This is a genomic window from Bradyrhizobium sp. BLXBL-01 (genome assembly GCF_051853025.1).
Lineage (GTDB): Bacteria > Pseudomonadota > Alphaproteobacteria > Rhizobiales > Xanthobacteraceae > Bradyrhizobium.
Map to the genome: position 1 here is coordinate 2,761,797 of NZ_CP182471.1, position 25,209 is coordinate 2,787,005.

Genomic DNA, 25,209 nt, shown 5'->3' on the forward strand with positions numbered 1-25,209 from the left:
ATGACCGGGAACAACTGGCAATTAGTCGGGTTTGTAAAAGACACGCCTGGATCGACCGGGCTACTGGAGGAGGACAAAGTGAATATCAAAGCAATCATTGCTGCCGCCGTGCTGACGTCAGTTGCGGCTCCCGCTTTTGCGCAAACGTTCTACGTGGTTCAGGACGTCAAGACCAAGAAGTGCACCATCACCGAGTCGAAGCCGACGACCACGGAAACGACGGTCGTCAGCGGCGACACCGTGTACAAGACCAGGTCGGAAGCCGAGACCGGCATGAAGTCCGTCAAGGTCTGCACCTCGAACTGAGGAGGCAAGCGATGCCCGTACTTCTGCTTTGGGCCGTCCCGGCCGTGATCGTTCTCGGCGGCGGCATCTATCTGATCGGCCACATGCACTGAGACGAAGGTCTCACCCGAGCCTTGCGCTCGAAACCAGGCCCGCGCGGAGCGATCCGTCGCGGGCTTAACTTTTGCTAAGTTCACCTCGCAAAGCCCGTGCTATGGCCCGTCCGCCACGGATGGGAACCTGGTCCGTCTCGGCCGATTGTCGTCGCACTTGAATGACGGGTGAGCCAGCTCCGACCATGCAATCACGCTATCCCTTGCTGAAGAGGTGGACAGCGGACGAGCATGAGCGGCTGAAAGCGCTGGCCGAAGCCGGACGCCGGCCCGACGAGATTGCGGCAGAGCTCAATCGGAGCGAAGCGGCGGTGCGGGTGCGGGCCTGGCAGCACGGCATTGCGCTAGGCACCGGCACTTCGAAGCGCGGCAAATAGCGCGCGCTGGTGCGGACTAGTCAACGCTCGGTCAGCGGGTCGATGTCTGCTTTACCCGCGACGCGGCGGCCTTGCGCTGAACGCTTCACGATCTCGGCGCGCACCGGCGCCCGCGAGAGTCACATGCTATCGGGGGCGGTGCCTGCTGCTGGAATCTCACGCGCGGATTGATATCGCAATAGCTGGTCCACCGTCCCGATGCCGAAGCCAGGCACTGCTCCCTCGTCTCGTACATGCATTCGCCGGGGGGGCCAGCATGGCCACCGAAGACGCACCAGGGATAATCGCGGGCGTTTGCTGCTGAAGAAAGCCCCATCAGCAGGACCCCAATAAGCAAAGCGAGTCGCATTTGACCCTCCATCATTTAGAGCCGGCGGATTATAGAACATCCCGGAAAGGGGGTGGAGCCTCAAAAGGCAATCCGCAGGCCGCCGGCCATCAACCAAGGAAAGTCGCTACTTCCGCCTATTCAATCGCCTAGTCCTCGCCGGTCGAATGTTGATTCAAGTCAATGGTTGTCCCCACGCTTGGAAATCAATGGCCCCGGATGCCGCTTGATCCTAACAGGAGATGAGCATGCGGATATTCGCTCTCGCTGCTGTGCTGAGCCTGACGCCGGCTACGGCCTTCGCCATCTCCGAGTGCAGGGTCACCGGTAACCCATCCGTGTTCGGCGTGGACATGACGGCCTACTTCGCGGTCAGGTCGGGCGAAACGTGCAATTTCCCGATGCGAATTCCGGGAGCGATGCATAGCTCCGGCGTGTCCCGGAAGCCCGCGCACGGGAAGCTCAGACAAGTCAACGTAACGACGTTCAGATACACCGCGGCAGCCAATTACAAGGGCACCGATACGTTCGCCATCTATGGTGAAGGAAAGGGTCCATACGGCTCTGGCAAATCGGTCATGACGGTGAATGCGACGATAGAGTAGCAGCCATCGGAGGGGCGTTGTCACTGACGCGCCTCCTCAGGAGGAGGCTCATCGGCGTCAGTGCTGAAACCTGCATCCACGCATTCCGGCCTCCTCCCGAGGAGCCCGCCTCACGCGGGCGTCTCGCAGGAACGACAGCGCACCGATTTCGTTGTGCTCGTCTTCTACACAGGAAAGGATATCGATCATGGACCGTGAACATGTGAAGGGCGCCGCCGACAAGGCAAAAGGCGCGATCAAAGAAGGGGCCGGCAAGCTCACCGGCGACAAGGACCTGGAAGCTGAAGGCAAGTTGGATAAGGCCAAGGGATCCGCCCATAACGTCGCTGGAGATGTGAAGGACGCAGCGCGGGACGCCTCTGACGCCCTCAAGAAATAGGCAGAAAAGGAAAGTCTGAAACTAGCCGCCTCAGGGCGGCTTTCCGTTTCTGTCAAGCCCACGGCAAGCGCGAGACCCGTTCAGGTCATTCGCCGGTCGATTGGGTCGCGTCCGCAACCGGGTGAGGCAGCATGATCATTGCCCTCTATGCTGGTGCGGCCATCATAATGGCTGGCGGAAGCCTCTATTTCGCTTGGCGAGATGTCGGCTTTCGCAAATTCTTGGCAGGCGCGTTCTTCGTATCGTCGGGCATTTTGTTTTATCTCTATCTCGCCGACGTTTCGGTGCCTCTGTTGGGAACAGATTTTGTCGCGAGTCCGCAGGTCAGCGGTGGCCGTGCCATTGTCCATCTCATTCTATTTTTGGTCTGCTTCTATTTTGGCTTCCTCAAGCCGCCGAAGGCCTAGGACAAGCATCAATGTTCGGACTTTGGCGAGACGTGAGAAAGAGAGAAATGGGTTGTGATCGGCGAAAGCGAGAGATCAGCGTTCAATTGTGCACACAAGCCGGCCGAAGGCGCGGTGCAGGGCGCTGACGAAACACGGCTGAAACAGTGCTGAAACCAGATCGTCCTGAACTCGGCGCCCGCCGGCTCCGACCAACGTAGCGAAACGGAGAGAACAATCATGATCCAGATCGGTTCGAAGGAAGAAGTCGCGCTGTTGCTGGCGCTGTTCGGCACCCATACCCAGAAGGTAGAGCGGCCGAAGCCGAAATCGCAGCAAAGGTGAGAGACGCCATGCCCGGTTTGGCCGAATGCCAGAGCCTGCTCCGGCTCCTGATCGCCAGGGGCGATCCCAAGGCCATCCCGCTTGCCAAGGGCGCCATCGACCAGTTTCTGAACACGGCACCTGTGAGCATGCGCGGGCGCGGCCTGCGCGTGCTGCAGCGCGACGCACTCGACCAGCACGACGCCGCGGTCGGCGTGCAGCGCTCGTTCGCCGAGACGGTGGACGCCTATATCGAGCGCAAGCTCGCGGAGGAGTAGCCGACGCAAGCTGGCCCGGCTCGCGCGTCTCTGCTTTGTTCCCGGAACCCGTTGATTCCAGGGGAAATTTCGTGCCCTTTAGAAACCTTTGCTCGTCCTCTGCACTATAGCGGGCAGAGGATTACGGTCATGACCCGATATTACTTTGACCTTCGCGACGACAAGGGAATTGCGCTGGACGAGGAGGGCCTGGAATTGTCCAGCGCGCGCGCAGTTCAGGCCGAGGCCGCCAAGTCGGTTGCCGACCTGGCGCGCGATGCGGTGCTCTCCGCGCCGCTCACCGGCGACCGGCAGGAGATGGCGATCGAGGTGCGCGATGCGAGCGGCCCTGTCATGCAGGTGAAGTTCAACTTCCAGATCGAGGATCTCAGGTCGGGACCGAAGTCACGCGGTCATTGACGCGTCAGCGTCGGCCGGGACGGCTCGTGCAACGGCGGCCGAGACTGCTCGGAGTCCAGCACGGCGATCTTTCGGCCGAGCTGCCAGACCTCGACCTTGCCGAGCCGCGTGAACCGCTGCGCAAAGCTGAGGGCGGAGGAATCCGAGGGAGCTTCGAAGGCTTCGGCGGAGCGGAAGACGCCATCCTCGCCGATGAGATAAGCGCGATATTGCATCATGTCGGCGCCCTCAGGCCGGGCGAGCGCAGCCAGGCGTCGATCTGCATGGCGGTCTCGTCCTGCCGCGCCTGGCGCAGCAGCATGTCGCGGCGGCGGCCGGGCGTCAGCGTGCGGGCTTCCTCGCGGCAGCGCGCGGCTTCGTCCGCGAGTCGTTCGGTCAGGGTTCTGGTCTGTTTGAAACGACGTCTTGTCAGCATGGCGCTGCTCCCTCATTTGAGGTCGGGCGGGAGCGCAATCGGCGTTCTCATCACCGATCGATGCCACGGGCCTTGCGGTGATGACTTACCTTACGCCTCCCGCACAGCGGGAGTCACATCATTTGATATGTTGCGCGGATTAATTTTCGCGAGCAGCTTGAGCATGTTGAGCGGTTTACTCATTTGTGCCCCGCGAGTCCCAAAGTTCAATATTGAACCAAAGCGACCTGTGATAGTTAGGGTCGCATCACCGGCCGAGGCTCTGCCCGTAGGCGTCGGTGGCTGAGAGACCGAGCGCGCTCCCGCCTGCAAAGCAAGGGAGCACCACGATGCCCGTCTATCGGCCGTTGCCTGTCGAACACGAACAGGCCGAATACATGCGCCAGATCGTGCGCGAAAGCCGCGAGCTGTTGAAGCAGCCGCCACCCGATACGTTTCTGGGACGCAGGACGCACGAGCCTTTCGGTCCGGGCACCGACGCTACGCCGAACGAGGAGCGTTGACCGTCAGCGCAATCGCGATCGCTGGCGAAAGGCCTGATTGCAGCGTGCGGGTTTGCGCGGCGTCGTGACAGATGGCTTGTGCAATCGCGCGCTCGCGGATCAGGGCGAAGCGAAGCCGCTCGGCTTCGCGGAGGGCGGCATCGGCGCGCGCCAACAGGGGATCGTCCGTTGATCCATGCATGGCGGTGCAACGCGGTGGGGTGACGCTTGTTCCTGGTGGGGCTGCCGGGTGTGTGGCGAACGTCGCGGCGCCCCTGAGGACGGCGCGGGGTCTTCGTTGATGTTTGCGTGAACCGCTTTTCCGCGAGTGCTATTGCGAACCGCCCTTGCAGTGCGGCGCCAATGCTGGGTCGGCCGCCAGTCCGCTTCAGAGTTTGGGTATAGCTATCTTGCGGAAATCTGGCGCGAGCGAAAAACGTCGATTGACATTGTTCTCTATTTGTTCTAATGAGGCTTTACGTTTCAACCTCTGGGCGAAAAACTAAGTTTTGGGCTCACCGGGATTTTCTGCGGGGGGGGGGAGTTGATGAGTGGCTCGCTTCTTTCTCTGGTCCTGTTGAGCAGGCCGGTGACACCCGACATGTCAGCAGTCGCCAAAGCCCTTCACCTCCGGCATCCGGAGTTGGCAACAGAGGCGACGAACGGTGAAGAATCGCAACCGGCTCAAGCGAATTCGCCGCTCATCCGTTGCGGCAACGAGCTCGTTGCGGTCATGTCGATGCCGGCACCCATTCCGCAGGATCCGGGGCTTTGGGCGCGCGCTGCGCGAACTTGGCCGGAAAGCGAGGCTGTGGCAACTGACCATCAGGGCCACATCATCGTCTCGCTGCTCGGAAAAAGTGAGCGGCCGCTGGTCGCCGCCCGCCTTACGACTGCGGTCATCGGTGCGTTGATTGCCACCGTGCCGGAATGTTGCGGCGTGGTGTGGGCGGGGCGGGTAGCGCGGGCTGCCGATCTATGGCTCGAAACGTCGCGATGGTCGCTCGCACCATATCCGGACTATCCCTTCAGGCTATGGGTTGACATTCTTCCGTTCCGGTCAGGTGCAAAGATCGGAGCGATCACCATGGGATTGTCCGCCTTCGTCGGCCGTGAGATCGAATTCGTGACCGGTAAGCTTGCGCTTCCGGCGTTGTTCGAGAAGGTGGCGGGACTTTGCGTGTATCTGATCGAGCACGGAAACGTGGTGAAGGACGGCGATACAATGGGAGCGAGTGCGAGCGAGCGGATTGCAGTGCGCTACAAGAACTCTGATGTCTTCGGAGATCTGCCGGTATTTTATTGTACGGATGATCCCACGTAAGCGGGCATCGTCAGCAGATTGCGGCGTTGTGTGGAAGCTGTTCGAGGGCGATCGTTGACACGTCGGGCAAAACACTGGCAGAATGGCATCATCGAAAGAGTCCGAACGAAGCTCGCGCGACGCCGCGGGCTTTATTTTTTGAGTGGTTCACCGTGGCCTCGGCCGGGTGTCGTTGCAGGCGCGATGTTCAACGAGGCTCAGTTATGACGGACCAGAACGCGATTCCTGTTGCGAAGCGACCCCGAGCACGCAAGCGCCGCTTCTACGAGATAGGTCCCCAATTTCGCTCTAGGAGGCGGGCTGGGTTATTGGCTTGAAGACGAGAGTGTCCTTCCTCCGCACGGAGTCCGTCGTCTGCCGGCTTCCACCCCGCCGGTGCCTTACGTCTTCGATAAATCGGTCGGTCAACTGCCATGTGATCTCGAGGTCTGTTTTGCCTGGTGGCTCGTTTCGGACCGGACAAAGGCGCTCTTCGAGAAGCTTGACCCGGAGGCCTTTGTATTCGTGCCGTGCGATGTGCGAATGACGCGCGGTCACTATGACGGACCGAAATTTTGGCTCTGCGATGTCGTCCGCGTACTCGACGCGCTGGACGAATCGCAATCGCGCCTGCGCATCGGAATCCGGGACGATATCCGCTTTCTCGACCATGGCCAGAAATACTACGAGTTCTTAATCTTCGGAGGCAAACTAGTCTTCAGAGAGCAAGCAATCGGCAATGCTCATATTTTCCCTATGGCATGCCAGAATTCTGCTGTCATATGCGATCAAGAGTTCAAAGATGCCTGCAAGGTCGCGGGCCTCAAGAGAATTTGGTTTCGAGACGTATTGAAAATCTGAGTGTGGCGACAGGCCATGCTGTTGTTCGGAAGACAGAACAGCCGCGATTCTATATCCGTCGAGACCTCGAATAAAAGGCCATGTGTTCCGATGAGCAGCAAGCAGGCAAAGCAGAACAAGCGCTCCTCATTGCGGAAACGCAAATTCTACAGAATGGAGTTCTATCGAACAGGCAACCCAAGTGGTTTCGAGATCACTGATGATGGCCCCTCTCTCCTCGACCCCGGGCACTTGTCAGATTTTGCTGGGCCGACGCCATGCGTCACGTTCAATCCGCGAGGGCGCCGGCCTCTGGATTCTGAGCTCTGGTATGCATTCTGGCTGATCTCTGATCGCGCTAAGACCGTGTTTGAGGCCGTCGACCCAGAGGCGTTTTCCTTCGTCGCCTGCGACGTGCAGGTTTCGAACGGGGTCTGGGATGGGCCGCGCTACTGGTTCTGCGATGTGCGTCGTGTTCTGGACGCATTGGATGAGGAGCAATCGCAGTTGAACATCGGGATTTGCGACGATCCAGGCTCTCTGGATTTCGGTCAGAAAGTCTACGATTTCTGGGGCGACGTCGAGCTCGTCTTCAAGGACGAATTGGTTGACGATGCGCACGTATTCCGAATGGCCTACGCCATAGATTGTGTCATATGTGACGGAGCCCTGAAGGATGCCTGGAGGTCAGCAGGCCTCAGGGGCATGTTGTTCGAAGACGCCTCGGATCTCCCTCTGATCCCGCGCCGAAGATCTTGAGGTTACTCTCTGCCGATTGCTGTTGAGCTCGTTGCGAGTGGGCGAGTGCAAGATGTCTATTGACATTGTTCCCTGTTTGTTCTATTTACTGGCTCAACCTTTGGGCGAGACGTGCGTCTTGCCGGAAGCGTGCGGCGGGGCAGTTCATGAGTAACTCGTTTATTAGTTTTGTCTTGCTGGACCGACCGGTCACGCCCGACATGTCGCTCGTCGCCAAGATCCTTCGCGCGCGACATCCTGATTTGATGACGGAGCCGAACTATCCAGGCGAGCGACAGGTCAAAGCAGGCTCGCCGCTCCTTCGCTGCGGCAACCAGCTTGTTGCCGTCATGCCGATGCCGACCCCGATACCGGACGATGCCGGTCTGTGGGCGCGCGCTGCCACGATATGGCCGGAGGGCAAGGCGGTGGCCGCCCGGCATCGCGGTCACCTGGTCGTCTCGGCGCTGGCAAAGAACGAGAAGCCTCTCGTCGCCGCGCGCATCACCACCGCGGTGGTCGGCGCGTTGATCGCCGCTATGCCGGAATGTTGCGGCGTGGTTTGGGATGGCCGGGTGGCGCGACCGTCCGGCCTTTGGTTGGAAGAGTCGAGCCGCTCCTTTGCACCGTTTCCCAGCTATCCCTTTACACTGTGGGTCGACATTCTTCCCTTCCAGTCGGATCGGAAGATCGGCGCGATCACTGTCGGCTTGTCCACCTTCGCAGGTCGCGAGATCGAGTTCGAGACCGCCAAGCTGACGCTGTCCGAACTGATCGACAAGGTGGCAGGACTTTCCGTGTATCTGATCGAGCATGGAAACGTGGTGAAGGACGGCGACACGATCGTGCAAGCACAACCGAGCGGATCGCGGTTCAGTATCGGAATTCCCAAGTCTTCAGTAGGGTGCCCGTGTTTTCATGTTCGGATGAGGTCGCAGACTCTTTTCGATGAAACTTTCAGAAATGCAGCCCCCTTGGTGCGCCCCCCAGCCCATCAATTGACACGTCGGGCAAAACACCGGCAGAATGGCATCATCGAAAGATTTAAGGATCGAGCCCGCGGGATTCCGCGGGCTTTATTGTTGAGCGCCCATCGTCACGAGGAACGAAGACGAAATTCTGCAGGCAGAATGGACGTCGAAATGATGAGCGATGCGAACGGAGAGATCGTCTATGGCTACGCCCTCTGATGGAAGTCGAAAGAGAAAGGCGCCAAGGCTCTATCGCATCAAACTGAATTCCAGGATTAGCAAGCCCCCCGGGTGGGAATTGGAGAATTTTGCCGCCTTGGGCATCGGCCGCGTGCTCCGGCCGCCGAGAGGCAAGCGAGGCTTTCCTTCGCTATCCGAAACGCCAAGGCTGCTGATTGACAAATCGCTTGGGAGGCCGCCGGTCGATTGGGAAATGTTTCACGATTTTTGGCTCGTATCCGATCGAATGAAAAGCGTTCTCGAAGCCGTGGATCGAGAGGGGGTCGCGTTTCTGAAGTGCGAAACGCGGTCGCTGAAGGGAGATGCGCCGGTTTATTGGCTTTGCGATGTCGTGCGCCGACTCGACGTCATTGACGAAGAAAAATCGATCGTCGAAGTCCTGGACGATGGGACAGATTACCGGCGCTACAATGGCACGGCAATTTCCCGCTATGTCTTCCGAGAAGAGGCTATCGGTTCGGCTCATATCTTCCGGCCACGCTTTTTGGAGCAGTGGATTCTTTGTGATCAGGTAATGAAGGGCGCCTGTAAGGCTGCCGGTGTGCGAGGCCTAAGCTTCGGATATGCCTACGGCAACTACGAAGGGCTTGATCCCTAGTTTCCGCACCTTGAGATAGGTAGAGATCTGACTGGCCCATTCTTGGCTCGTCTGAATCGCTCTTTTGCAGAAGACATTTGCACGACACCCGGGGCGGATGCCCCGGTTGCCCTCGCAGTATGCGAATGCTGCCACCATTACCCTGATGGCCTTGTAGGCGCCCTGCACCGACCGCGATGCCGGCCCGGTGACCGCATCAGTATCTAGCGCGCACGAAGAGGCCGGCCCTCGCTGCTGGCAACCACCAAAGCATTTCAGATCAGACCAGCCGGCTGCGATCACCAGCAGCTCGAATGCCGGCCTGCGCCAGAAAGTAACCGTCGCATGTTTCAAGATCATCACGTTTTGCCGAAGAAATTTGCAGATCATCCGGTCATCCGGCTCTTGGGAAAACGATTTAACATCGATGGAGTTCGAAATCTGGTGACGTTGCCGTCCAGACAGCCTCTGGCGACGGAGCTTGGTTCGAGCCCGCATACGGGGGGACATCTCGGAACGTACCACGACGGTTTTTTTGAGCGTCTTGAAAATCTCAAGGTGTCTCCAAAGTTCGACCTTGCTGATGCGGGCGATGAGCGCGCGCTGGACGAGATAGCTTCCGAAGTGAACGCGCTTGTAGCCGCTGCCAAGTACGCGGTAGCAAACGGTCATCTGCTCCCCAATACTCCAGAGGGACTAACGACCGAGGAAGGAAATGGTAAGAACCGTGAATGGTTCCAAAACCGCGGGACATACGCGGCGGACCAAGCAGAGCAAATCCGGCAGATGCAGGAAACCGTCGACCAGTTGCGCGATGCCGGTCAGCGAGATGCGGCCTTGGCTTTTCCGCTTTTGTCGCCGACGAGTGGTCTCAGCATGGCAGAGAGGAACGAAATATTAAGACGCTCTGGCAAAGGCACCATCTCGCTGCATTTCACGGGCGTCGACCCTATCCCGGATGCGCCGGGGCTCGTCCCCTCTCTGATCGACACTCGCCTGCGAGGCTTATCTCCACCCGATCGTCCCGACCTAAACGAGAACGAGGGATTCACGCCGAGCGATCCACGCTTCAGGAGCGTGCTGCCAGCCTTTCCATCGCTAAGTCCCGAGGAACAACGGCTCGGTGAGTTGCCTCCGACAACGGCCGCGCCATCGGACCCGCTGGTGCTCCTATCCGACCCGCACTCCGGAATGGCGAATCCATATTACGACAATCCATTAGCGGGCGGCACACCTGTGGTGCGCAATGCACTTCCTTGGATGGCCGGAGGGGCCGCCGTCGGCTTGGCGGCTCCCTCTCTCCTCCCCTGGCTGCTCGGCATCGGAGGCATTTTGGCGGTTACGCGCGCTGCCAATGCGCAGGAAGGTTCCGGCGCGACGATGGGGGCTTCTACTCCTCGCGGAGGAGTGTTCTCGACAGGAGCGCCTGCGCACACCACATCGAACAATGGACTGAGCGTTGACAACGCGGCCAGCACCAGGGGCGTTTTGGCATCAACCTTCAGGCCGCAGCTGAGCGGAGCTTCCTCGTTAGATCCCGAGGCGCCCGCTGGCACTCTTGCAGATCGCTTCGGGGAGTGGGTCGCTGCCCCGGCTGGCACCATGCCCGCGAAAGATCCCCCAGTCGCGCCCACATCTGCCGCAGCATCAGTCGCGCCCGAAGATGTCCGGCGTCTCGCCCGTGTCAATGAGACGAATGCGGGCAACGTGTTCACGACGGGCACTGCGCCAGTCCCGTATCTGCCGTCTACTGAGTTCGACGGGCGGTTTGGCTATTGGACCGCCCCGACCGCTGGCGGCCAGCAGCCGCAACCGAGCAAGCCGATCGGCGTGTTTGCGGACGAGCCGAGCTACCTTATTCCTCCACCCATCTTTGGAGTAGACGGCTCCGTCAATCCGCGCAATGACGGTGAGGAATGGTTCTCGCGCTGGATACGGCCTTTGCTTCCGCCGGAATGACGTTTGTGGAGCGTCGTTTGACACGTCGGGCAAAACACTGGCAGAATGGCACCATCCAAGAATTCGGAACAAGCCCGCGGGTCTACCGCGGGCTTGTTTGTTTTGGCGGTAAAGGAACGTTCGTGCGTTACGCACCACCGGCCCCGAACCACCGCGTCAGCGCCTCCGTAAGTCCGCGTTGGCACTCATCTCCCACCCAGGCCACATGGCCATCGGGCCGCACCAGCACGGCGCCCGGCGCGGTGACCGCTCCGATCGCCGGAAGCTGCCAGGCGCCGTCGTAGTCGGCATCGACGATTGCGAGCCGTTTCCCCCAGGGCGTGATGTCCAGGCCGCCCGGCTTGCCGAAATTGAGCAGCACGCCGCGCGCGCCGTGCAGCAGCGTGAACAGCGCGATTTTCTGGCCGTCGACGCTGATGTCGAGATCGGGCATGCGCCGTCCAAGCAGCGCGTGGCCTTCGCCAATGTCATAGCGAATGTCGAGCCCGCTCATCATCGCGCCAAGGCGCTGGCGCGGCTCGTCCATGGCGAGCAGCTCGGAAATCACCTCGCGCGCGGCCTTGCGGCCGTCGTCGCCGCGGCGGAGCAGGGCGATCTGCGCCATGGTGTGCTTCAGCACGCGCGCGGCCACGGGATGGCGCTCGCTGTGATAGGTGTCGAGCAGGCTTTCGGGCGAGATGCGATCCACCACCTGCGCCAGCTTCCAGCCGAGATTGACCGCGTCCTGCACACCGAGGTTGAGGCCCTGGCCGCCGACGGAATGATGAATGTGCGCGGCATCGCCGGCGAGCAGCACGCGACCCCTGCGATAGGATGCGGCCTGCCGCGCCGCATCGGTGAAGCGGGAGATCCAGGCGGGATTGTTGACGCCGAAATCGGTGCCGTAGACGGATTCGAGCGCCGCGCTGAGATCGCTTAAAGAGGGCTCGCCATCGTGCGCGAGATTTGCCTCCGTCAGCACGACCAGCACGCGCCCGCTCTCGGTCTTGCTGAGGCCGTGAAAGCCGAACGCGTCGTGGCGCAGGCCGAATTGGGGCTCTTCGCGCATCTCGACCTCGGCCATGAGGTTGCTGAGCGAAGGTTTTGAGCCGGGGAAGTCGATGCCGGCGCGCTTGCGCACCAGGCTGCGGCCGCCGTCGCAGCCGACGAGATAAAGCGCGCGCAGGCGCTCGCCGCCGGACAGCGTGACGTCGAGGCCGGTCTCGTCTTCCGCAAAGCCCGTCACCTCGCGGCTGCGATAGATCGGCACCGCGAGCTCGGCCACCCATTCGGCCAGGAGGCGCTCGATGTGGTTCTGCCGCAGCGTGAGCCCGTAGGGATGGCGGGTGGGGAGATCGCCGATGTCGAGCCTGGTCCAGGCGAAGCCGGCGAGCTGGGTGATCTGCCCTTTGCGCAGGAAGCGACCCGCGATGCCGCGCTGATCGAGGATCTCGATGCTGCGCGCGTGCAGTCCGCCGGCGCGCGTCTCGACGATGTCCTGGCTCGCGCGCTGCTCGACGATGGCGACGTCGATTTGCGCCAGCGCGAGCTCGGCGGCCAGCATCAGGCCGGTCGGGCCGGCGCCGGCGATGATGACCGCATGGCCGGCGGCTGCGCGTTCCGCGCTGGTTCGGTTGCGCGACCGGGACGTCGGAAGCAGGAAAGGCATGTCGTGACCCCTCGACTGGTTGTTCGGGTCGAGGGGTCTTACGCGATCATCGGGGGCTTGAAGCAAGCCCCTTGCGCACCACATATTGAGCTGGGAGGAGGGGCTTTCCGTTTTGCGCGCTGTCGATTGACGCGTCGGGCAAAACACCTTCGTAAATGGCATCATCGAGATGCGCCGCTGGTCAGGCGGCTCAATCGTCCTTCGACATATCGCCGGGTTTGGTGGGGAGATCCATGGTGCCGCCCTCGCCATGTGCGAGATCGCGATCGTCGTCCGCCTTCTCGTCGGCGTCTTCGACGATCGCTTGCTGCGTGGCGTGCTCCTTATCGATGCGCGGCTTTGAGGGCGGACGATTTTGCGCCGTCTTGCTTGGCGATGTGCCGAGTGAGTTCGTCTTGGTGGTCATGGCCGGTCGCTCCTGATTGTCCAACGCGGCTTGCGCGAATTCGTTCGTTTGACACGTCGGGCAAAACACTGGCAGAATGGCATCATCGAAACGAGTTTGAGTTGGCCCGCGCGGGAAGCAATCTGCAGCGGGCATTTTCATTTTCGCTTCGCGCGACGACAATCGCGCGCAACACAGGGTTTGACACGTCGGGCAAAACACCGGCAGAATGACATCATCGAAACGAGTTTGGTTCACCCGCGCGGGACGACATCCGCCGCGGGTTTTTTCGTCTCGGTTTCGAGATCGGACGGCGGCGGCGCATTACGGCCACGCACTCGCTTGGATAACGCGTTAGGGAGCGCCGATCGGCGCGCCGTCGTCCGAACCATTGCTGGCCGTGCACGCGCGAACGTGCCGGCCCGCGGCGCCGGGCGCGGTTAGCCCCGCGCCGCTGCGGTCTCCGGGACCGGAGATAGGGTTCGCGCCCGAAACGATCGCGCCTCATCGCGCGATCTGCCGCGCATATTGTTTTCGAGGAGAGACGATGACCGCCTATCTGATATCGCTGGCCCTCGGGGGCCTCGTTGCCATCGTGCTGTGGGAGACGTTCTCGTGAGCGAAGAGATCGAATGCGAGCTTGAGCGTGTACCCGTCCGCTTGCCCACGCGCGGGAAGACGTCGAGGGCGCGCACGCTGACCGAGATCCGCTCGCTTGCGCGCAGCCACACCAGAACGGCCATCAGGGTACTCGTCGGCATCATGCGCAGCGAGGACGCATCTCCGGCCGCCCGCGTCTCGGCCGCCAATGCGATCCTCGATCGCGGCTGGGGCAAGGTTGCCCAGCCGGTGGAGAGCGGCGAAGACGGCATGCTGGAATTGATCCATCGGATCGAACGCATCATCGTGCATCCGCCGAGTTCGAGTGGCGGTGATGCCGTCCCGACGCTCGAGATGACGGAGATCCCGATCTGCAATCGCGCCTCGATTGACGGTTGACCCGTCGGGCAAAACACTGGCAGAATGGCATCATCGACAGAAGTTGGTGTTGCCCGCGCGGATGCAATCCGGCGCGGGCTTTGCGTTTGATGCCTTCGACTAATTCCTGGTCTGCTTGCCAGCCCGGCGCTGCACGGCATAGGCGCGCTGCACTTGGTCGCTGCAATAGGACAGCTTTCGGCCGTCGCCGGTGAAGTGCCCGTTGTAGATGATCCAGAGGATGACGCTCTTGTCGTCGGTCTTCTTGAACAACAGATTCTCGCGATCCGGGGTGGTGGCCTTGTCTTGCAGGCTGAAAGCCTCCGAGCCCGAAGCAGGGTGCCTCGTGCACGTCGCTCCGAGTCTAACGGTGTCGGGCAGCTGAATTCGTGTGTTTTCGATCTTGCAGATGTTGGAGGCCGTCGTAATCGATTTGCCGGCGAACGCAACGATGGTGTCGTTGAACTTCGCGCAGCGCTCCTCGAAATCGGCGCCTGCCGCTGCGTAGACGCCGTCCCGCGGATGGGCTTCCTTGAGGGCTCGCTCCTGGTCGGCCTTCTGTTTTGCTTCCACCTTGGCTCTCAGTGTGGCCTCGGCGAGCGCGCGCTGTGTCGCCAGAGGGCAGTAGGCCGCACGCCAGGGTGGATCCTTGAGCTTTCCATTCAAGCTCTTCTGAACGGAGATTGTCGCATCGTCGATCCGCTTGACGAACATGACTTCGTTGAATTGCCTGTTCTCCCAATTGGGATCGCGAGGGTTGAGGTTCTGCGCCAGATTGTAGTCGTCACAGACCATTCCAACCTTCAGCGAGCCTGGCGCGAGATCGATGACTTTTTTGACTTTGCAGCCCCATTCGTAACCGCTGACCGATTTCTCGCCAAGATCGATGGTAAGATTGCCGCTTTCATCGCAAGACGACTGGAAATTCTTGCCGAGCTCCGCATAGACGCCGGACTTCGGGCGCCATTTGTCGGCGGTCGTCGGAGATGCTTCTTGAGCAACAGCCGACAGATCGGTTGCCGACGTCAGAAGAACGATGATCGCCACGAACGACGCGCCACGTCTCATCTCATCAGGACCCACGAATTGCTCCTGCGCTTGGGATGTCGAGCCGTTCGCCGACATGTTGCAGCTTTGCGTTCAGAATAGTGGAACAGCCACAAGTTGAGCAAGAGGGCTCGATCGTGCGGGGGTATCGCGCTTCGGTCTTAAGACTATGCTTCGAAACATTGGAGAGTGGAATGTCTTGGCATGATGCCTTGCGGCGAATGTTACCCCCAATTGCGGGTTTCGAGCCCCACACAACAAGTCCATATAATGCGATACGGGACCGTGGCACTTCACCCCATCAGGGCCCTACAGCGGCGTCAATTCTCCCCGTCCATCCGCTATCGAAGACCATTTCAGGAGGCTCCTTGGACTTTGGCCGCCTTTCTCGGAGCACGACGCCTCTCCCGACTTGACCAGAACCCAACAAGGCCAATCCGACACCTTCGACAACGAAGACTGGTCCGCGATGTGGCGCAGGCGCACCGGCCTGCCCTAGGGCGAGCGAGCGCATCGAGTGTCCATCCTGAAAATTCCGACCGCCAAGATCTTCGAGCCGCTGCTGAAGCCTGCGCGCTACAAGGGTGTCTATGGTGGACGCGGCTCGGGCAAATCGCACTTCTTCGGCGAGCTCCTGGTCGAGACCTGCCAGGCCGAGCGCGGCACGCTCGCGGTCTGCATCCGCGAGGCGCAGCGCACGCTGGCGCAATCGTCGAAGCGCTTGATCGAAGGTAAGATCGCAAGCCTCGGGCTCGGCCATGGCTTCAAGTTGTTCAGCGACAAGATCGAGACGCCCGGGGACGGGCTGATCATCTTCCGCGGGCTTCAGGATGATGCCGGAAAATACCGGTTGATGATGAAGGCGAGGGACGCTGCTTCGACGAAGGCGCTTCCGCCGGTGCAGCGGCCGGGTATGGCTACAAGCCGCGGTGAACGCAACCAGCATGACTTGAGGACGTTGAGCGCGCGGCTTTCGAGCACGGGCGATCTCAAGGACGCGGTGGCGCTTTATCAAGCGAGGCGAACGCGTGGCGAATGAGCGAGACCGCATCGGCACTTCGTTGTCGTTGACTGCGTTCGCGACGCGTTCGAAGGTCCTCGGGGAGGAGATAGAATGAATTTCTCGACGGTTCAGTGGTTATCGATCATTCTCCTCGATGTTCTCATCAAGTTCCTGTTGGTGACGGCCGTGGGCCTTGTCGTGACCTACGGGCTCATATCGCTCGATTCGCTCGTCATGGCGGCCATTTCTCTATCGCTGTTGCATTTTGTCTGTCTCTTCGTGGGGGCGACGCTTGTCGTGGCGCCGGAGCTGTTGGGAATTCGGTTGTCGCCAATGTTGAGGTTCGCGGCCAGCGTGGCGCTCGCCAACATGTTGTTCGTAGGCGTCCTCGTGGTTTTGATGTGGCCCGGTCCGAACGACATCCCGCGAACCGCGGACGGCCCCGTCCTTGTGGCTCTTGTCTTGGCGGCGACCAATCTCTTTGCGCTGTTCGCGGTTGCCGTCGGAGGCCGCCTGATCAAGCGGTTCAAGCAGGGGAGGCGCGCCAAGCAAACTCTGCCAGGCGCTTAAGCTGCTGTCAGCTCCCTTTTAGTCCCGAGGGTTGGGCGTTCCACCTTGGCGCAGGAGTTTACGCGCGCCAATGCCACTGGCTTCGTGGCGCCGCTGCAATCGGCGTGAGGGCGAGCACCGCATTCGCGCAAATTGTCAGCCTTCGGGTCGTCACGACCGACCTGCGCCGCCGGCCTCCAGCCCTCGATTATCGTAGCGCGCATGTCCTGAGGAGGTCGCGCGCCAATTGTCATTGCAAGCAACCGGAGTATTCGCGTGGATCCCACGATGCAATCGCCAACACAACATAAGATTCCCTTTTCGGGTGGCCGACAGATCTCCGTGCCAAGCGGGCCACATCACTACCAGCGGGAGCAGTGGGTCGGAAGTACGAGACAGGGCAACACACCCCAGTCGGCTTTTGAAGCACTCAAAAGGCACGCGACACCCTCTCAAGGTGAGCAGATCAGCGCTGATGGAGCGGTCATGGATGTCCGTGGTTTGGGCCCAATTCGACAGCACGTGGACGACGACCGATTGACGATCGTAAACACCACAATGCCTGATCACGTCCTCCATCCGGGCAATGTCTTCCGCTCGATCGTCCAGAGAGGCGACGATCTATATGTCGTGAGGGAGGGGTATGGGGCGGGAATCCTTCCCTTTCCAAACGAGAAGGGCAAGTTCATCTGGTCTTGGCCGGATCACCAGATCCGACGCGAAATCAACCCGTACTCGCCGCTTGGATATCCAATGGACGAGGCCAACGCGTCTGCTGCTACGGGGGTCCGGGCGGGGAGTGAGGCGCAGCCCACGCCATCATCGCGGGCGGGCGAAAGACCGGAGCATCGGCCCCCGCCGCCGATCTTCTTCTCGCCGTACTGATCGGCCGTTCAATCCTATTCGCGAGAGCAGCGAGACCATGAGCTACAACCAGCGAGACTTTATCGAACGCGCCGAATCCATCACCGGAAATCTCTATGGTGAGCCGATGTCACCGGATCGCATCGCGGAGAACTTCGCACTCTATGGACTGAAGAAGCGCGTGGCCGCGCTCGAGCGGTTCGACGCTGAATTGCAGGGCGAGATCGATTCGAGTCCTCACAGCCTGCGAAAGCGCGTTCAGCTCGTCGATCTGCGCCGGCGCATGGGCAGCCTCCATGAGGCATTGCGCAAAGCGAAGCGATGATCCATCCGCTGTTGACGGCGCTAGCGCAGGCGCGGCTCCGCGACGCCCCGATCTTCGTCAGATGGTGCGAGCTGAACCGTGTGTCGGCCTGCCCGGCGACGCCCGCGTCGGTCGCGCGCTTCGTGACCGATTGTGCGTCGCTAGGGATGAGCCGGCTCTGGCCCGCAGTGCAAGACATATCGCGGATGCACGTCGCGCTCGGCCTGGCGGATCCCACGCTCGGAGGCCCGGCCGCGAGCGCGATGAGTGCGATTGCGGCCATCCCGCCGCCGCGGTCCTGGCCTGGACCGTTCAAGCAACGGTTCGCCGTACTACCTTACGACATCCAGGTTCATCTCGCCGCGCACGAAACCCGGCGCGAACGCGCGCTCCGGCGCGCACAGAATGATGCTGCCTCCGCCCGCCAAAAGCTGGCGGCATGCGAGGCTGAAGCGAAGGACGGAAAGACCAATGGCAACGAAGCTGCAACGCGTGACCAGGATTGAAGATCGCATTGAGGAGCTGCGCGCGGAAATCGACGGAATCATCGATGCGCGCGTGGCCCGCATCGCAAGCGAGAGCCCCGGCGTTCCCGCAGGCGTGATCCGCAATCTCCTGACGGCCCGCGCGCCGTCCTGCCGCTGTGCCCAGTACATCGAGCTCTGCAGCGCCGAGACGAATTCGCCGGACTGACGGCAGTCACGACTTCACCGAACCAGGCGATCGCGGCCCATGGCGCCGCCGCTCCACAAAGGATACAGGATGACTCTCTACAAATGGTCTCAAACGGCGTCCGCCGACGCCACAGCGGATTCGACGATCAACTGGGCGGAGGGACAATCCCCGTCCAGTGTCAACGACTCGGCTCGCGCCATGATGGCGGCGATCGCCAAGTACCGCGACGACGTCGGTGGGGCGATCGTGACGATAGGGTCCAGCACGGCCTATGCGGTGAATACCTATCAGGTGTTTCAGTCGCTCTCGCAGTTGAACGGCCAAGTCATCGCGTTCACGCCGCATGCCACGAATGGTGCGGGCTCTCCCAACGTCACGCTGAATGTGGACGGCTTGGGCGCAAAATCGATCCAGCTCAGCCCAGGCGTAGAGCTTCCGGCAGGGACGTTAATCCAAGGCTCTCCCTATGTTGTGCTTTACAATGCTGCGAACGGCATTTTCTACCTCCACAATTTTTTCGGCAATCCGTACCTGATTCCGATCGGTGCGAGCATCGATTTCTGGGGATCTACGGCGCCCAACAGCTCGTTCGTGCTACCCTATGGACAGGCGATTTCGCGCACGACTTACGCGATACTGTTCTCTCTGCTCGGGACTACCTATGGGACCGGAGATGGGTCCACCACGTTCAACATCCCGGATGTGCGAGGCCGTGTTGTCGCTGGCAAGGATGATATGGGTGGAAGCGCAGCCAGCCGCTTGAGCAATACGGGTATCACCTCTGGGGGCGCGACAATTTTGGGCGGAACGGGCGGAGCTGAGACAAAGACCTTGGCAACGGCAAACCTACCACCGTACACGCCCGCAGGCACCAACGGCACGGTCACGGTCAATTCGACCAGGTCGGACGTCAACGTTGGCGGGTTCGCAACGCAAGCTGGCGGTGGCGGTAATACTTACGGGCAAACTATCACCCTAACGTCTACTGGCGCGGGCCCAACGTTCACCGGCACCCCGCAAGGCGGCACGAGCACGCCGTTTGCGCTACTTCAGCCTACCATCATAGCGAACAAGCTACTTCGGATTATCTAGCGCAATTCCCGAAAAGGGTTGCGACTGGGCCGCTACAGGGGGCGGGTGGCGTAGGATGTTGCCATATCAACATGGTCGCGGAAATTGCGGCGACCATGAGAAGAGTGAAGAAGTCTTTCCTATCCAAAAACCGCATGTGTGGGCCGAGCGTTTGAGCATTTCGTCCTTCCAGGAATTCTACACCCACAACCCCCGATAGATCAACGGCAACCGAAAGGATCTGCCAATGGTAGACTTCGACGCCCTCACTCGGGCGAACCTACGGCGCTGGGAGCAAGCCAAGCTCACCCGGAAAGTCATAAGCGACAAAGTCGCCAAGTCGCTGGTGGCTGCCAAGGCCCGATACCGGGCTGTGGAAGCGAAAACCGGTGTCCCATGGCCCGTCATCGCCGTCATCCACGAGCGGGAATCGTCCCAGAATTGGGGCCGTTCCCTGGCTCAAGGCGATCCCTGGAACAGGGTCTCGGTTCACGTGCCGGAGGGCCGAGGTCCGTTCAACTCGTGGGAAGAGGCGGCGATCGATGCGCTGCTCAATTGCCATCCGCATCTTGCGAAGCGCAAGGACTGGTCGCTCGCCGGCGTTCTGATCGCATTGGAGATGTACAACGGTCTCGGTTACGCCAGCAAGGGCGTTCCGAGCCCGTACCTGTGGGCGGGCACCAGTCAATACAAGTCCGGCAAATACGTACGCGATGGGGTCTATGATCCGGGCCATGTCGACCAGCAGCTCGGATGCGTTGCGATGCTGCTCTCAATGATGGCGATCGATCCCACCATCACGTTCACCGGCGCCAAGGTCACGTCATCGACGCCGCAGGCACCGCACATGCCTTCCATAGCCACTCCCTCCAAAGGCTCCATCGGCGCGTTCATCGCCAGCATCTTCAATGTCATCTCCAAGAGGAAGTCATGACCATCGCGTTCGACAAGGTTAAGGCCTGGTTCAAAGATTCCGTAACGATCCTCTGGGCTCGCATTCAGTACGTTCTGGGAGTGCTCGGCGCCGGCCTGATCGCGGCGTTCTCCGGCTACGATTTCACGCAACTCACGAGCATGGACGCAAATTCTGCGTTCAAGATGCTGCTCGCGGTCGCGACTGCGGGCGTGTTGACCGAGATTGCCCGGCGCCGGACGCTCTAAGATGTGGATGACCATCCTCGGCTTCCTCGGCGGGCCCGTCATCAAGGGCCTGATCGACGCCTACCAGGCCAAGCTCAAGGCCGGCAATGTCGATACCAAGATTGCGGCTGATTTGGCGGCTGGCGAGATCGCTTCGCAGACGGCCGAGGCCGACGCCATCATGCGATACCGGATTGCCGAGATCGGGCACTGGTACGAGCCGGACAAGCTGATGGGTTATTGCGTCGCGCTCTATTTCGCAAAGCTTCTGGTCTGGGACAAGGTTCTCGGATTGGGCTCCACGGACGCTCTGGCGGGATTTGCGGCGATCACCGCCAATCTTGTGGTCTCGTTCTATTTCGCCAAGCGCGGCTTCGAGAATGTCGCAAGGATCATCAAGCGATGAAGATGCCGGACGACGAGATCAGGGCCATTGTGGCCGAGACGCTGGCCGAGCAGCACAGGCTCCAGCAGGAGAGCATCGACGCGATTGTGTTGAAGGCGGTCGCCTCGGTGCTGGCTTCTTTCGGCATCGAAGATGACGACCGAAAGGAGCTGCGAGCCGATTTTCAGCACCTGCGGCGATGGCGAAAGAGCGTGGAGCAGGCCCAGACCTACACCTTTAAAGCGGTGATCACAGTCATTGCCTCCGGTCTCATGGGTGCCGTCTGGCTTGGTGTCAAGGTCATGCTGGGCAAATGAGCCTTCATGGCGGCGGAAACGTCGCTCCGCGCCCGATCATGATCTGCTGCCCAACGAGTCGCTCATGTACAGAATCCGTATCGTCGATGCGTTCGATGACGACGTTGCCGAGACCCTGGCCGATCTCCATCGGCTCACGTTCTTCGATGCTGCGGCGATGCCCACGTTCGACGTTGGCGCCTGGTGGCTGGCTTATCACCACGAGGACGCCGTTGCCTTCGCCGGGGTTGTTCCCTCGACGCACGTTCGAAACGGCGGCTATTTCTCCAGAGTTGGGGTGTTGCAACGGTATCGGGGACGCGGCCTTCAGCGCAGATTGATGGCTGTAGTCGAAGCCAGGGGGCGGCGTATCGGATGGGACAGCATCGTCTCTGACACGACGGACAACCCGGTATCGGCGAACAACTTCATCCAGGCGGGCTATCGGCTGTTCGAGCCCGAGACCGCTTGGGCCTGGACGCATTCGCTCTATTGGCGGAAGTTTCTGCACTGAGCATTTGCCACCGCACGGAACGCGCCGTTTATCGGTCGAACGGCGAGCGCGTGTCGGGAATGTCCGAGGACCCGGCAGCCTGGGGCTGCCGGGTCCTTTTTGCGTATTGAAGCGATGCCGGCGTGGCACTTGCGAAGTCGGTGGCGCCGGGCTTTAAGTTTGCTCTTGCAGGAAATTCGGCGGTCATAAGCCGATGTAAGGGAGAGCGCGATCGATGCCCACCAAGCCTCAATTGCCGGTACGTGCCTCGCAAGGGACGGGAGGCCCGACCGCGCTCGATGGTCTATTGGTCGTCGATTTCACACGCGTGGTGGCCGGTCCGGCCTGCACCCAGACGCTCGCCGATTACGGTGCGCACGTCATCAAGATCGAGAATCCCGATGGCGGCGACGACACGCGTGCCTATGAGCACGCGGAGATTGGAGGCGAGAGCGCCGCCTTTCTCAGCCTGAACCGCAACAAGCGCGGCATCGCGCTCGATCTTGCCGTGCCGGAGGCGCGCGAGGTCGCGCTGGATCTGATCCGCAAGGCAGATGTGGTCGTGGAGAATTTTTCGAGCGGGGTCATGAAGAAGTTCGGGCTCGACTATGAGTCGGTTGCACCGCTCAACCCGCGGCTGGTCTATTGCTCGATCTCCGCCTACGGGCGCAGCGGACCGTTTGCCTCGCGGCCAGGCTTCGATCCGATCACGCAGGCGGAAAGCGGCTTCATGTCGCTCAACGGATTTGCCGACGGCCCGGCGGTTCGCACCGGCCCGCCCATCGTCGACATGGCGACGGGGATGTCCGCCTGCAATGCCATCCTGCTGGCGCTCCTGGCGCGGGAGCGGCTCGGTCGTGGCCAACGTGTCGAAGTCGCGCTGTTCGATGTCGCGATGGGGATGACCGGATTTTATGGCATGGCCTACCTCATCAACGGCGAAAATCCCGGCCGGTTCGGCAATTCGCCGAGCGGGTCTCCCACCGTCGGCGTGTACGAGGCCTCAGACGGACCGCTCTACATGGCCTGCGCCAACGACCGGCTCTACCGCCGGCTCGTGGTCGAGGTGCTGAATCGGCCCGATCTTATCACCGATCCGCAGTTTGCGACGCGCAAAGCCCGTTCGGAGAACAAGGAGCGCCTGCGGACAGCTATTGCCGAAGTCTTCGCCAGCGATACGCTCGAAAACTGGATGGCGAAGATGAAGCTGGCCAATATCCCGGTCGGCTATCTCCGGACGGTCGAGGAGGGCTTCAACGCCCCCGAGGCTCGCGAGCGTCATCGCGTGAACCGGATCCCGCACCCGACAGCGGAATGGGTGCCCAATATCGAGCCGCCGATCACAATGAGTTTGACGGGCGCGGTCGATCCCGTCGCGGCACCTCTGTTGGGTCAACATACGATGCAGGTCCTGCAGGATACGCTCGGCTACGACGAGCGTCGGATCGCGGATTTTGCCGAAAAGGGCGCCTTTGGCGCGGTCAAGCCTCCGAAGTCGACTTGAGGCACTGGCTCGGCTTGATTTGGCAAAGGTACCGCCGCATAAATGAGTGAAAGCGAGGGACACGAATGGCGCCTGGCCAGGAGCCGAGCATGACGCAGCCCGCAGGCCTGCAAGCCGGCGGAGAGGTCTATGCGTCAATGATCGCGAGGGCTCGGGCGCTCCTGCCGCAATTGCGTGAGCGAGCGGCGCGGACCGAGGAGCTGCGGCATCTTCCTCCGGAAACCGAAAAGGATCTCCACGACGCCGGCCTGTTCCGGATGCTCCAGCCGGCCCGGATTGGCGGCGCTGAGCTCGACTATGTCGCTCTGGTCGATTGCGCCGAGCTGCTCGGGCAGGCGGATGCGTCGGTCGCCTGGAATCTCGCCAACCTGGCAAGCCATCACTGGATGCTCGGCATGTTCGAGCAAAGGGCGCAGGATCTGGTCTGGGGCCGCAATCCGGATACTTTGATCGCATCCTCGTTCATCTTTCCCGCCGGACGCGCGACGCGGGTCAAAGGCGGATACCAGTTGCACGGTAGCTGGCCATTCTCCTCGGGCGTTGCCTCCTGCGACTGGAATATGCTTGCGAGCGTGGTCTATTCCGACGACGATGCCGACGGCATCGAGTATCGAATCTTTCTGCTACCGAGCGGCGATTACAAGGTGCTGGACACCTGGAACGTCGCCGGACTGCGCGGGACAGGATCTTGCGACGTCGAGGTCAGGGATACCTTCGTGGCTGACCATATGACGGTCGCCGTAGGGGACCTCTCAGGTGGCCCGACGCCGGGAAGCGCGGTCAATCCGAATCCGCTGTATGCGCTGCCGGTCTTCTCACTGTTTCCTTACGTCCTCTCCGGTGTCGCGCTGGGGAATGCACAGGCGTGCCTCGACGATTACACGGAGGTCGCGCGTCATCGCGTTTCGACCTACAACCGCGCCAAGCTGAGCGATTTTCAAAGCACGCAGATCAAGATCGCCGAGGCTTCTGCCAAGATCGACGCCGCGCGCCTGATCATGCGGTCGGCCTGCCTTGATGCCATGGAGGATGCACGGGGCGGCCAAATACCTGACATGGCGACCAAGACCAGATATCGCCGTGACGGATCCTTTTCCGTGAATTTGTGCACGGACGCGGTCTCGATGCTGTTTGCCGCCAGCGGCGCGCGTGGTCTGTTCACGAGCGGCGTGTTACAGCGGCAGTTCCGCGATGCTCACGCGATCAACTCACATCTCGCATTCAACTTCGATGCGGCCGGAACCAACTACGGACGGGTGGCGCTCGGCCTGCCCTCCGAGAATCTCACGCTGTGAGGCCGGCCGATGAATGATCTGCCGAAGCATCCCCGCGCTCCAGATCCCGCCAACGAGTTCGCGAGCGACAGCTCGCAGATCGATCCTCGCGACTTTCGCAACGCGCTCGGAACCTACGCAACAGGCGTGACGATCATCACGGCGGCGGCGCCTGACGGCAAGCCGTACGGGTTGACCTGCAATTCGTTCGCCTCGGTCTCGCTGAATCCGCCGCTGGTTCTGTGGAGCCTCGTCGTCTATTCCTCCAGCCTGACCATCTTCCAGAACGCCAGCCATTTCAGCGTCAACGTTCTCGGCGCTTCGCAACAGGCGCTTGCGAACAAATTCGCAAAATCGTCGGACGACAAGTTCACCGGCGTCGACTGGACCCCCGGCCTCGGCAACGCGCCAGTGCTCGCCGAGAGCGTCGCCAACTTTCAATGCCGCTCCGTGAATCGCTATTATGGCGGTGACCACGTGATCTTTCTCGGCGCGGTCGAGGCATACACCTACAATGCGAAGGAGCCGCTGCTCTTTGCGCGAGGGGCATTCGGCCGCTTCATGGCCGACGATAAGAAGAACGTGCCGTAACGC

35 protein-coding genes and 1 pseudogene are annotated in these 25,209 nt (G+C 61.0%); 29 read left to right on the plus strand and 7 right to left on the minus strand.

Going from position 1 to position 25,209, the window contains the following annotated elements; translation table 11 throughout:
* The first annotated feature begins 78 nt into the window (after positions 1-78).
* Positions 79-306: a hypothetical protein gene (locus tag ACNJYA_RS12475; protein WP_172785464.1), complete on the plus strand. Its 228-nt coding sequence runs from the start codon at positions 79-81 to the stop codon at positions 304-306.
* Positions 307-583: 277 nt separating this feature from the next.
* Positions 584-775, plus strand: a complete 192-nt coding sequence (locus ACNJYA_RS12480; RefSeq protein WP_172785463.1) for a Myb-like DNA-binding domain-containing protein — start codon at positions 584-586, stop codon at positions 773-775.
* 85 nt (positions 776-860) lie between these two features.
* On the opposite strand, the gene ACNJYA_RS12485 is transcribed toward ACNJYA_RS12480, so the two are convergent.
* A complete protein-coding gene (locus ACNJYA_RS12485; RefSeq protein ID WP_439402984.1) occupies positions 861-1,139 on the minus strand; it encodes a DUF3551 domain-containing protein in 279 nt (92 codons plus the stop codon).
* Positions 1,140-1,351: 212 nt separating this feature from the next.
* Between ACNJYA_RS12485 and ACNJYA_RS12490 the strand changes: the two genes are divergently transcribed.
* The 5 genes from ACNJYA_RS12490 (at position 1,352) to ACNJYA_RS12510 (ending at position 3,474) form a co-directional block, all read left to right on the plus strand.
* Positions 1,352-1,708 carry an Ig-like domain-containing protein gene (locus ACNJYA_RS12490; protein WP_246570764.1) on the plus strand — a complete coding sequence of 119 codons (357 nt, stop codon included), beginning with the start codon at positions 1,352-1,354 and terminating at the stop codon, positions 1,706-1,708.
* A gap of 187 nt (positions 1,709-1,895) precedes the next feature.
* Entirely contained in the window at positions 1,896-2,087 is a 192-nt protein-coding gene (locus ACNJYA_RS12495; protein ID WP_172785461.1) for a CsbD family protein, read from the plus strand.
* Between the two features lie 131 nt (positions 2,088-2,218).
* The gene (locus ACNJYA_RS12500) at positions 2,219-2,494 is read left to right on the plus strand and encodes a hypothetical protein (RefSeq protein WP_439402985.1); all 276 of its coding nucleotides are present in this window, start codon (positions 2,219-2,221) and stop codon (positions 2,492-2,494) included.
* A 332-nt stretch (positions 2,495-2,826) separates the two neighbouring features.
* A complete protein-coding gene (locus ACNJYA_RS12505) occupies positions 2,827-3,075 on the plus strand; it encodes a hypothetical protein (RefSeq protein WP_172785459.1) in 249 nt (82 codons plus the stop codon).
* A 129-nt stretch (positions 3,076-3,204) separates the two neighbouring features.
* Positions 3,205-3,474 carry a DUF6894 family protein gene (locus ACNJYA_RS12510; protein ID WP_260380096.1) on the plus strand — a complete coding sequence of 90 codons (270 nt, stop codon included), beginning with the start codon at positions 3,205-3,207 and terminating at the stop codon, positions 3,472-3,474.
* Here the strand turns inward: ACNJYA_RS12510 and ACNJYA_RS12515 are convergent.
* Positions 3,468-3,692 carry a hypothetical protein gene (locus tag ACNJYA_RS12515; RefSeq protein WP_172785458.1) on the minus strand — a complete coding sequence of 75 codons (225 nt, stop codon included), beginning with the start codon at positions 3,690-3,692 and terminating at the stop codon, positions 3,468-3,470. The genes ACNJYA_RS12510 and ACNJYA_RS12515 overlap by 7 nt on opposite strands.
* Complete coding sequence (locus ACNJYA_RS12520) at positions 3,689-3,889, minus strand: hypothetical protein (RefSeq protein ID WP_212255394.1); 201 nt, start codon at positions 3,887-3,889, stop codon at positions 3,689-3,691. The genes ACNJYA_RS12515 and ACNJYA_RS12520 overlap by 4 nt, the downstream gene beginning before the upstream one ends.
* 329 nt (positions 3,890-4,218) lie before the next feature.
* Here ACNJYA_RS12520 and ACNJYA_RS12525 point away from each other — a divergent pair, with 329 nt between their 5' ends.
* Positions 4,219-4,392, plus strand: coding sequence for a hypothetical protein (locus ACNJYA_RS12525; protein WP_439402986.1), 174 nt, complete (start codon positions 4,219-4,221; stop codon positions 4,390-4,392).
* On the opposite strand, the gene ACNJYA_RS12530 is transcribed toward ACNJYA_RS12525, so the two are convergent.
* Complete coding sequence (locus ACNJYA_RS12530) at positions 4,370-4,546, minus strand: hypothetical protein (RefSeq protein ID WP_439402987.1); 177 nt, start codon at positions 4,544-4,546, stop codon at positions 4,370-4,372. The two genes, ACNJYA_RS12525 and ACNJYA_RS12530, sit on opposite strands and share 23 nt — an antisense overlap.
* Positions 4,547-4,972: 426 nt before the next feature.
* Here ACNJYA_RS12530 and ACNJYA_RS12535 point away from each other — a divergent pair, with 426 nt between their 5' ends.
* The 6 genes from ACNJYA_RS12535 to ACNJYA_RS12560 all read left to right on the plus strand — a co-directional run bounded on the left by ACNJYA_RS12535 (position 4,973) and on the right by ACNJYA_RS12560 (position 10,999).
* Complete coding sequence (locus tag ACNJYA_RS12535; protein ID WP_439402988.1) at positions 4,973-5,695, plus strand: DUF4261 domain-containing protein; 723 nt, start codon at positions 4,973-4,975, stop codon at positions 5,693-5,695.
* A gap of 375 nt (positions 5,696-6,070) precedes the next feature.
* Positions 6,071-6,535 carry an imm11 family protein gene (locus tag ACNJYA_RS12540; protein ID WP_439402989.1) on the plus strand — a complete coding sequence of 155 codons (465 nt, stop codon included), beginning with the start codon at positions 6,071-6,073 and terminating at the stop codon, positions 6,533-6,535.
* A gap of 90 nt (positions 6,536-6,625) precedes the next feature.
* Positions 6,626-7,273 carry an imm11 family protein gene (locus ACNJYA_RS12545; RefSeq protein ID WP_439402990.1) on the plus strand — a complete coding sequence of 216 codons (648 nt, stop codon included), beginning with the start codon at positions 6,626-6,628 and terminating at the stop codon, positions 7,271-7,273.
* A 146-nt stretch (positions 7,274-7,419) separates the two neighbouring features.
* Positions 7,420-8,442 (plus strand): DUF4261 domain-containing protein, encoded by a 1,023-nt coding sequence (locus tag ACNJYA_RS12550; RefSeq protein WP_439402991.1) that lies wholly within the window; start codon positions 7,420-7,422, stop codon positions 8,440-8,442.
* Positions 8,426-9,061: an imm11 family protein gene (locus ACNJYA_RS12555; protein ID WP_439402992.1), complete on the plus strand. Its 636-nt coding sequence runs from the start codon at positions 8,426-8,428 to the stop codon at positions 9,059-9,061. The genes ACNJYA_RS12550 and ACNJYA_RS12555 overlap by 17 nt, the downstream gene beginning before the upstream one ends.
* A 324-nt stretch (positions 9,062-9,385) precedes the next feature.
* Positions 9,386-10,999, plus strand: coding sequence for an AHH domain-containing protein (locus ACNJYA_RS12560; RefSeq protein ID WP_439402993.1), 1,614 nt, complete (start codon positions 9,386-9,388; stop codon positions 10,997-10,999).
* A gap of 127 nt (positions 11,000-11,126) precedes the next feature.
* On the opposite strand, the gene ACNJYA_RS12565 is transcribed toward ACNJYA_RS12560, so the two are convergent.
* Both ACNJYA_RS12565 and ACNJYA_RS12570 read right to left on the minus strand, forming a co-directional pair.
* Positions 11,127-12,647: an FAD-dependent monooxygenase gene (locus tag ACNJYA_RS12565; RefSeq protein WP_439402994.1), complete on the minus strand. Its 1,521-nt coding sequence runs from the start codon at positions 12,645-12,647 to the stop codon at positions 11,127-11,129.
* Between the two features lie 190 nt (positions 12,648-12,837).
* A complete protein-coding gene (locus ACNJYA_RS12570) occupies positions 12,838-13,194 on the minus strand; it encodes a hypothetical protein (protein ID WP_439402995.1) in 357 nt (118 codons plus the stop codon).
* 498 nt (positions 13,195-13,692) lie between these two features.
* Between ACNJYA_RS12570 and ACNJYA_RS12575 the strand changes: the two genes are divergently transcribed.
* Positions 13,693-14,031 (plus strand): hypothetical protein, encoded by a 339-nt coding sequence (locus tag ACNJYA_RS12575; protein ID WP_439403436.1) that lies wholly within the window; start codon positions 13,693-13,695, stop codon positions 14,029-14,031.
* A gap of 99 nt (positions 14,032-14,130) precedes the next feature.
* Here the strand turns inward: ACNJYA_RS12575 and ACNJYA_RS12580 are convergent, their stop codons facing one another.
* Positions 14,131-15,057, minus strand: coding sequence for a hypothetical protein (locus tag ACNJYA_RS12580; RefSeq protein ID WP_439402996.1), 927 nt, complete (start codon positions 15,055-15,057; stop codon positions 14,131-14,133).
* Between the two features lie 517 nt (positions 15,058-15,574).
* Here ACNJYA_RS12580 and ACNJYA_RS12585 point away from each other — a divergent pair.
* The 14 genes and pseudogenes from ACNJYA_RS12585 to ACNJYA_RS12650 all read left to right on the plus strand — a co-directional run.
* A pseudogene (locus tag ACNJYA_RS12585) lies at positions 15,575-15,889 on the plus strand (phage terminase large subunit); the annotation flags it as partial.
* Between the two features lie 282 nt (positions 15,890-16,171).
* Positions 16,172-16,630, plus strand: a complete 459-nt coding sequence (locus tag ACNJYA_RS12590) for a hypothetical protein (RefSeq protein ID WP_439402997.1) — start codon at positions 16,172-16,174, stop codon at positions 16,628-16,630.
* Positions 16,631-17,531: 901 nt separating this feature from the next.
* Entirely contained in the window at positions 17,532-17,798 is a 267-nt protein-coding gene (locus tag ACNJYA_RS12595) for a hypothetical protein (protein ID WP_439402998.1), read from the plus strand.
* Complete coding sequence (locus ACNJYA_RS12600) at positions 17,795-18,283, plus strand: hypothetical protein (RefSeq protein WP_439402999.1); 489 nt, start codon at positions 17,795-17,797, stop codon at positions 18,281-18,283. Before ACNJYA_RS12595 ends, ACNJYA_RS12600 begins: the two co-directional genes overlap by 4 nt.
* Complete coding sequence (locus ACNJYA_RS12605; RefSeq protein ID WP_439403000.1) at positions 18,270-18,470, plus strand: hypothetical protein; 201 nt, start codon at positions 18,270-18,272, stop codon at positions 18,468-18,470. The genes ACNJYA_RS12600 and ACNJYA_RS12605 overlap by 14 nt, the downstream gene beginning before the upstream one ends.
* A gap of 69 nt (positions 18,471-18,539) precedes the next feature.
* The gene (locus tag ACNJYA_RS12610) at positions 18,540-19,544 is read left to right on the plus strand and encodes a phage tail protein (RefSeq protein WP_439403001.1); all 1,005 of its coding nucleotides are present in this window, start codon (positions 18,540-18,542) and stop codon (positions 19,542-19,544) included.
* Between the two features lie 226 nt (positions 19,545-19,770).
* Positions 19,771-20,457, plus strand: coding sequence for a hypothetical protein (locus tag ACNJYA_RS12615; RefSeq protein WP_439403002.1), 687 nt, complete (start codon positions 19,771-19,773; stop codon positions 20,455-20,457).
* The gene (locus ACNJYA_RS12620; protein WP_439403003.1) at positions 20,454-20,684 is read left to right on the plus strand and encodes a hypothetical protein; all 231 of its coding nucleotides are present in this window, start codon (positions 20,454-20,456) and stop codon (positions 20,682-20,684) included. The genes ACNJYA_RS12615 and ACNJYA_RS12620 overlap by 4 nt, the downstream gene beginning before the upstream one ends.
* Position 20,685: 1 nt before the next feature.
* The gene (locus ACNJYA_RS12625) at positions 20,686-21,069 is read left to right on the plus strand and encodes a hypothetical protein (RefSeq protein ID WP_439403004.1); all 384 of its coding nucleotides are present in this window, start codon (positions 20,686-20,688) and stop codon (positions 21,067-21,069) included.
* Positions 21,066-21,365 carry a hypothetical protein gene (locus ACNJYA_RS12630; protein ID WP_439403005.1) on the plus strand — a complete coding sequence of 100 codons (300 nt, stop codon included), beginning with the start codon at positions 21,066-21,068 and terminating at the stop codon, positions 21,363-21,365. The genes ACNJYA_RS12625 and ACNJYA_RS12630 overlap by 4 nt, the downstream gene beginning before the upstream one ends.
* Before the next feature lie 64 nt (positions 21,366-21,429).
* Positions 21,430-21,858, plus strand: coding sequence for a GNAT family N-acetyltransferase (locus ACNJYA_RS12635; protein ID WP_439366523.1), 429 nt, complete (start codon positions 21,430-21,432; stop codon positions 21,856-21,858).
* 214 nt (positions 21,859-22,072) lie between these two features.
* The gene (locus tag ACNJYA_RS12640) at positions 22,073-23,341 is read left to right on the plus strand and encodes a CaiB/BaiF CoA transferase family protein (RefSeq protein ID WP_439366524.1); all 1,269 of its coding nucleotides are present in this window, start codon (positions 22,073-22,075) and stop codon (positions 23,339-23,341) included.
* An 89-nt stretch (positions 23,342-23,430) separates the two neighbouring features.
* Positions 23,431-24,636: an acyl-CoA dehydrogenase family protein gene (locus tag ACNJYA_RS12645; RefSeq protein WP_439403006.1), complete on the plus strand. Its 1,206-nt coding sequence runs from the start codon at positions 23,431-23,433 to the stop codon at positions 24,634-24,636.
* A 9-nt stretch (positions 24,637-24,645) separates the two neighbouring features.
* Positions 24,646-25,206, plus strand: coding sequence for a flavin reductase family protein (locus ACNJYA_RS12650; protein ID WP_212255415.1), 561 nt, complete (start codon positions 24,646-24,648; stop codon positions 25,204-25,206).
* The last annotated feature ends 3 nt before the right edge of the window (positions 25,207-25,209 follow it).

Bases quoted from the DNA above. Each gene is read 5' to 3' on its own strand.
- ACNJYA_RS12480 (WP_172785463.1), top strand. From the start codon at position 584: ATGCAATCACGCTATCCCTTGCTGAAGAGGTGGACAGCGGACGAGCAT.
- ACNJYA_RS12485 (WP_439402984.1), bottom strand. From the start codon at position 1,139: ATGATGGAGGGTCAAATGCGACTCGCTTTGCTTATTGGGGTCCTGCTG.
- ACNJYA_RS12490 (WP_246570764.1), top strand. From the start codon at position 1,352: ATGCGGATATTCGCTCTCGCTGCTGTGCTGAGCCTGACGCCGGCTACG.
- ACNJYA_RS12495 (WP_172785461.1), top strand. From the start codon at position 1,896: ATGGACCGTGAACATGTGAAGGGCGCCGCCGACAAGGCAAAAGGCGCG.
- ACNJYA_RS12500 (WP_439402985.1), top strand. From the start codon at position 2,219: ATGATCATTGCCCTCTATGCTGGTGCGGCCATCATAATGGCTGGCGGA.
- ACNJYA_RS12505 (WP_172785459.1), top strand. From the start codon at position 2,827: ATGCCCGGTTTGGCCGAATGCCAGAGCCTGCTCCGGCTCCTGATCGCC.
- ACNJYA_RS12510 (WP_260380096.1), top strand. From the start codon at position 3,205: ATGACCCGATATTACTTTGACCTTCGCGACGACAAGGGAATTGCGCTG.
- ACNJYA_RS12515 (WP_172785458.1), bottom strand. From the start codon at position 3,692: ATGATGCAATATCGCGCTTATCTCATCGGCGAGGATGGCGTCTTCCGC.
- ACNJYA_RS12520 (WP_212255394.1), bottom strand. From the start codon at position 3,889: ATGCTGACAAGACGTCGTTTCAAACAGACCAGAACCCTGACCGAACGA.
- ACNJYA_RS12525 (WP_439402986.1), top strand. From the start codon at position 4,219: ATGCCCGTCTATCGGCCGTTGCCTGTCGAACACGAACAGGCCGAATAC.
- ACNJYA_RS12535 (WP_439402988.1), top strand. From the start codon at position 4,973: ATGTCAGCAGTCGCCAAAGCCCTTCACCTCCGGCATCCGGAGTTGGCA.
- ACNJYA_RS12545 (WP_439402990.1), top strand. From the start codon at position 6,626: ATGAGCAGCAAGCAGGCAAAGCAGAACAAGCGCTCCTCATTGCGGAAA.
- ACNJYA_RS12550 (WP_439402991.1), top strand. From the start codon at position 7,420: ATGAGTAACTCGTTTATTAGTTTTGTCTTGCTGGACCGACCGGTCACG.
- ACNJYA_RS12555 (WP_439402992.1), top strand. From the start codon at position 8,426: ATGGCTACGCCCTCTGATGGAAGTCGAAAGAGAAAGGCGCCAAGGCTC.
- ACNJYA_RS12560 (WP_439402993.1), top strand. From the start codon at position 9,386: ATGTTTCAAGATCATCACGTTTTGCCGAAGAAATTTGCAGATCATCCG.
- ACNJYA_RS12565 (WP_439402994.1), bottom strand. From the start codon at position 12,647: ATGCCTTTCCTGCTTCCGACGTCCCGGTCGCGCAACCGAACCAGCGCG.
- ACNJYA_RS12570 (WP_439402995.1), bottom strand. From the start codon at position 13,194: ATGAAAATGCCCGCTGCAGATTGCTTCCCGCGCGGGCCAACTCAAACT.
- ACNJYA_RS12590 (WP_439402997.1), top strand. From the start codon at position 16,172: ATGAATTTCTCGACGGTTCAGTGGTTATCGATCATTCTCCTCGATGTT.
- ACNJYA_RS12595 (WP_439402998.1), top strand. From the start codon at position 17,532: ATGAGCTACAACCAGCGAGACTTTATCGAACGCGCCGAATCCATCACC.
- ACNJYA_RS12600 (WP_439402999.1), top strand. From the start codon at position 17,795: ATGATCCATCCGCTGTTGACGGCGCTAGCGCAGGCGCGGCTCCGCGAC.
- ACNJYA_RS12610 (WP_439403001.1), top strand. From the start codon at position 18,540: ATGACTCTCTACAAATGGTCTCAAACGGCGTCCGCCGACGCCACAGCG.
- ACNJYA_RS12615 (WP_439403002.1), top strand. From the start codon at position 19,771: ATGGTAGACTTCGACGCCCTCACTCGGGCGAACCTACGGCGCTGGGAG.
- ACNJYA_RS12620 (WP_439403003.1), top strand. From the start codon at position 20,454: ATGACCATCGCGTTCGACAAGGTTAAGGCCTGGTTCAAAGATTCCGTA.
- ACNJYA_RS12625 (WP_439403004.1), top strand. From the start codon at position 20,686: ATGTGGATGACCATCCTCGGCTTCCTCGGCGGGCCCGTCATCAAGGGC.
- ACNJYA_RS12630 (WP_439403005.1), top strand. From the start codon at position 21,066: ATGAAGATGCCGGACGACGAGATCAGGGCCATTGTGGCCGAGACGCTG.
- ACNJYA_RS12635 (WP_439366523.1), top strand. From the start codon at position 21,430: ATGTACAGAATCCGTATCGTCGATGCGTTCGATGACGACGTTGCCGAG.
- ACNJYA_RS12640 (WP_439366524.1), top strand. From the start codon at position 22,073: ATGCCCACCAAGCCTCAATTGCCGGTACGTGCCTCGCAAGGGACGGGA.
- ACNJYA_RS12645 (WP_439403006.1), top strand. From the start codon at position 23,431: ATGACGCAGCCCGCAGGCCTGCAAGCCGGCGGAGAGGTCTATGCGTCA.
- ACNJYA_RS12650 (WP_212255415.1), top strand. From the start codon at position 24,646: ATGAATGATCTGCCGAAGCATCCCCGCGCTCCAGATCCCGCCAACGAG.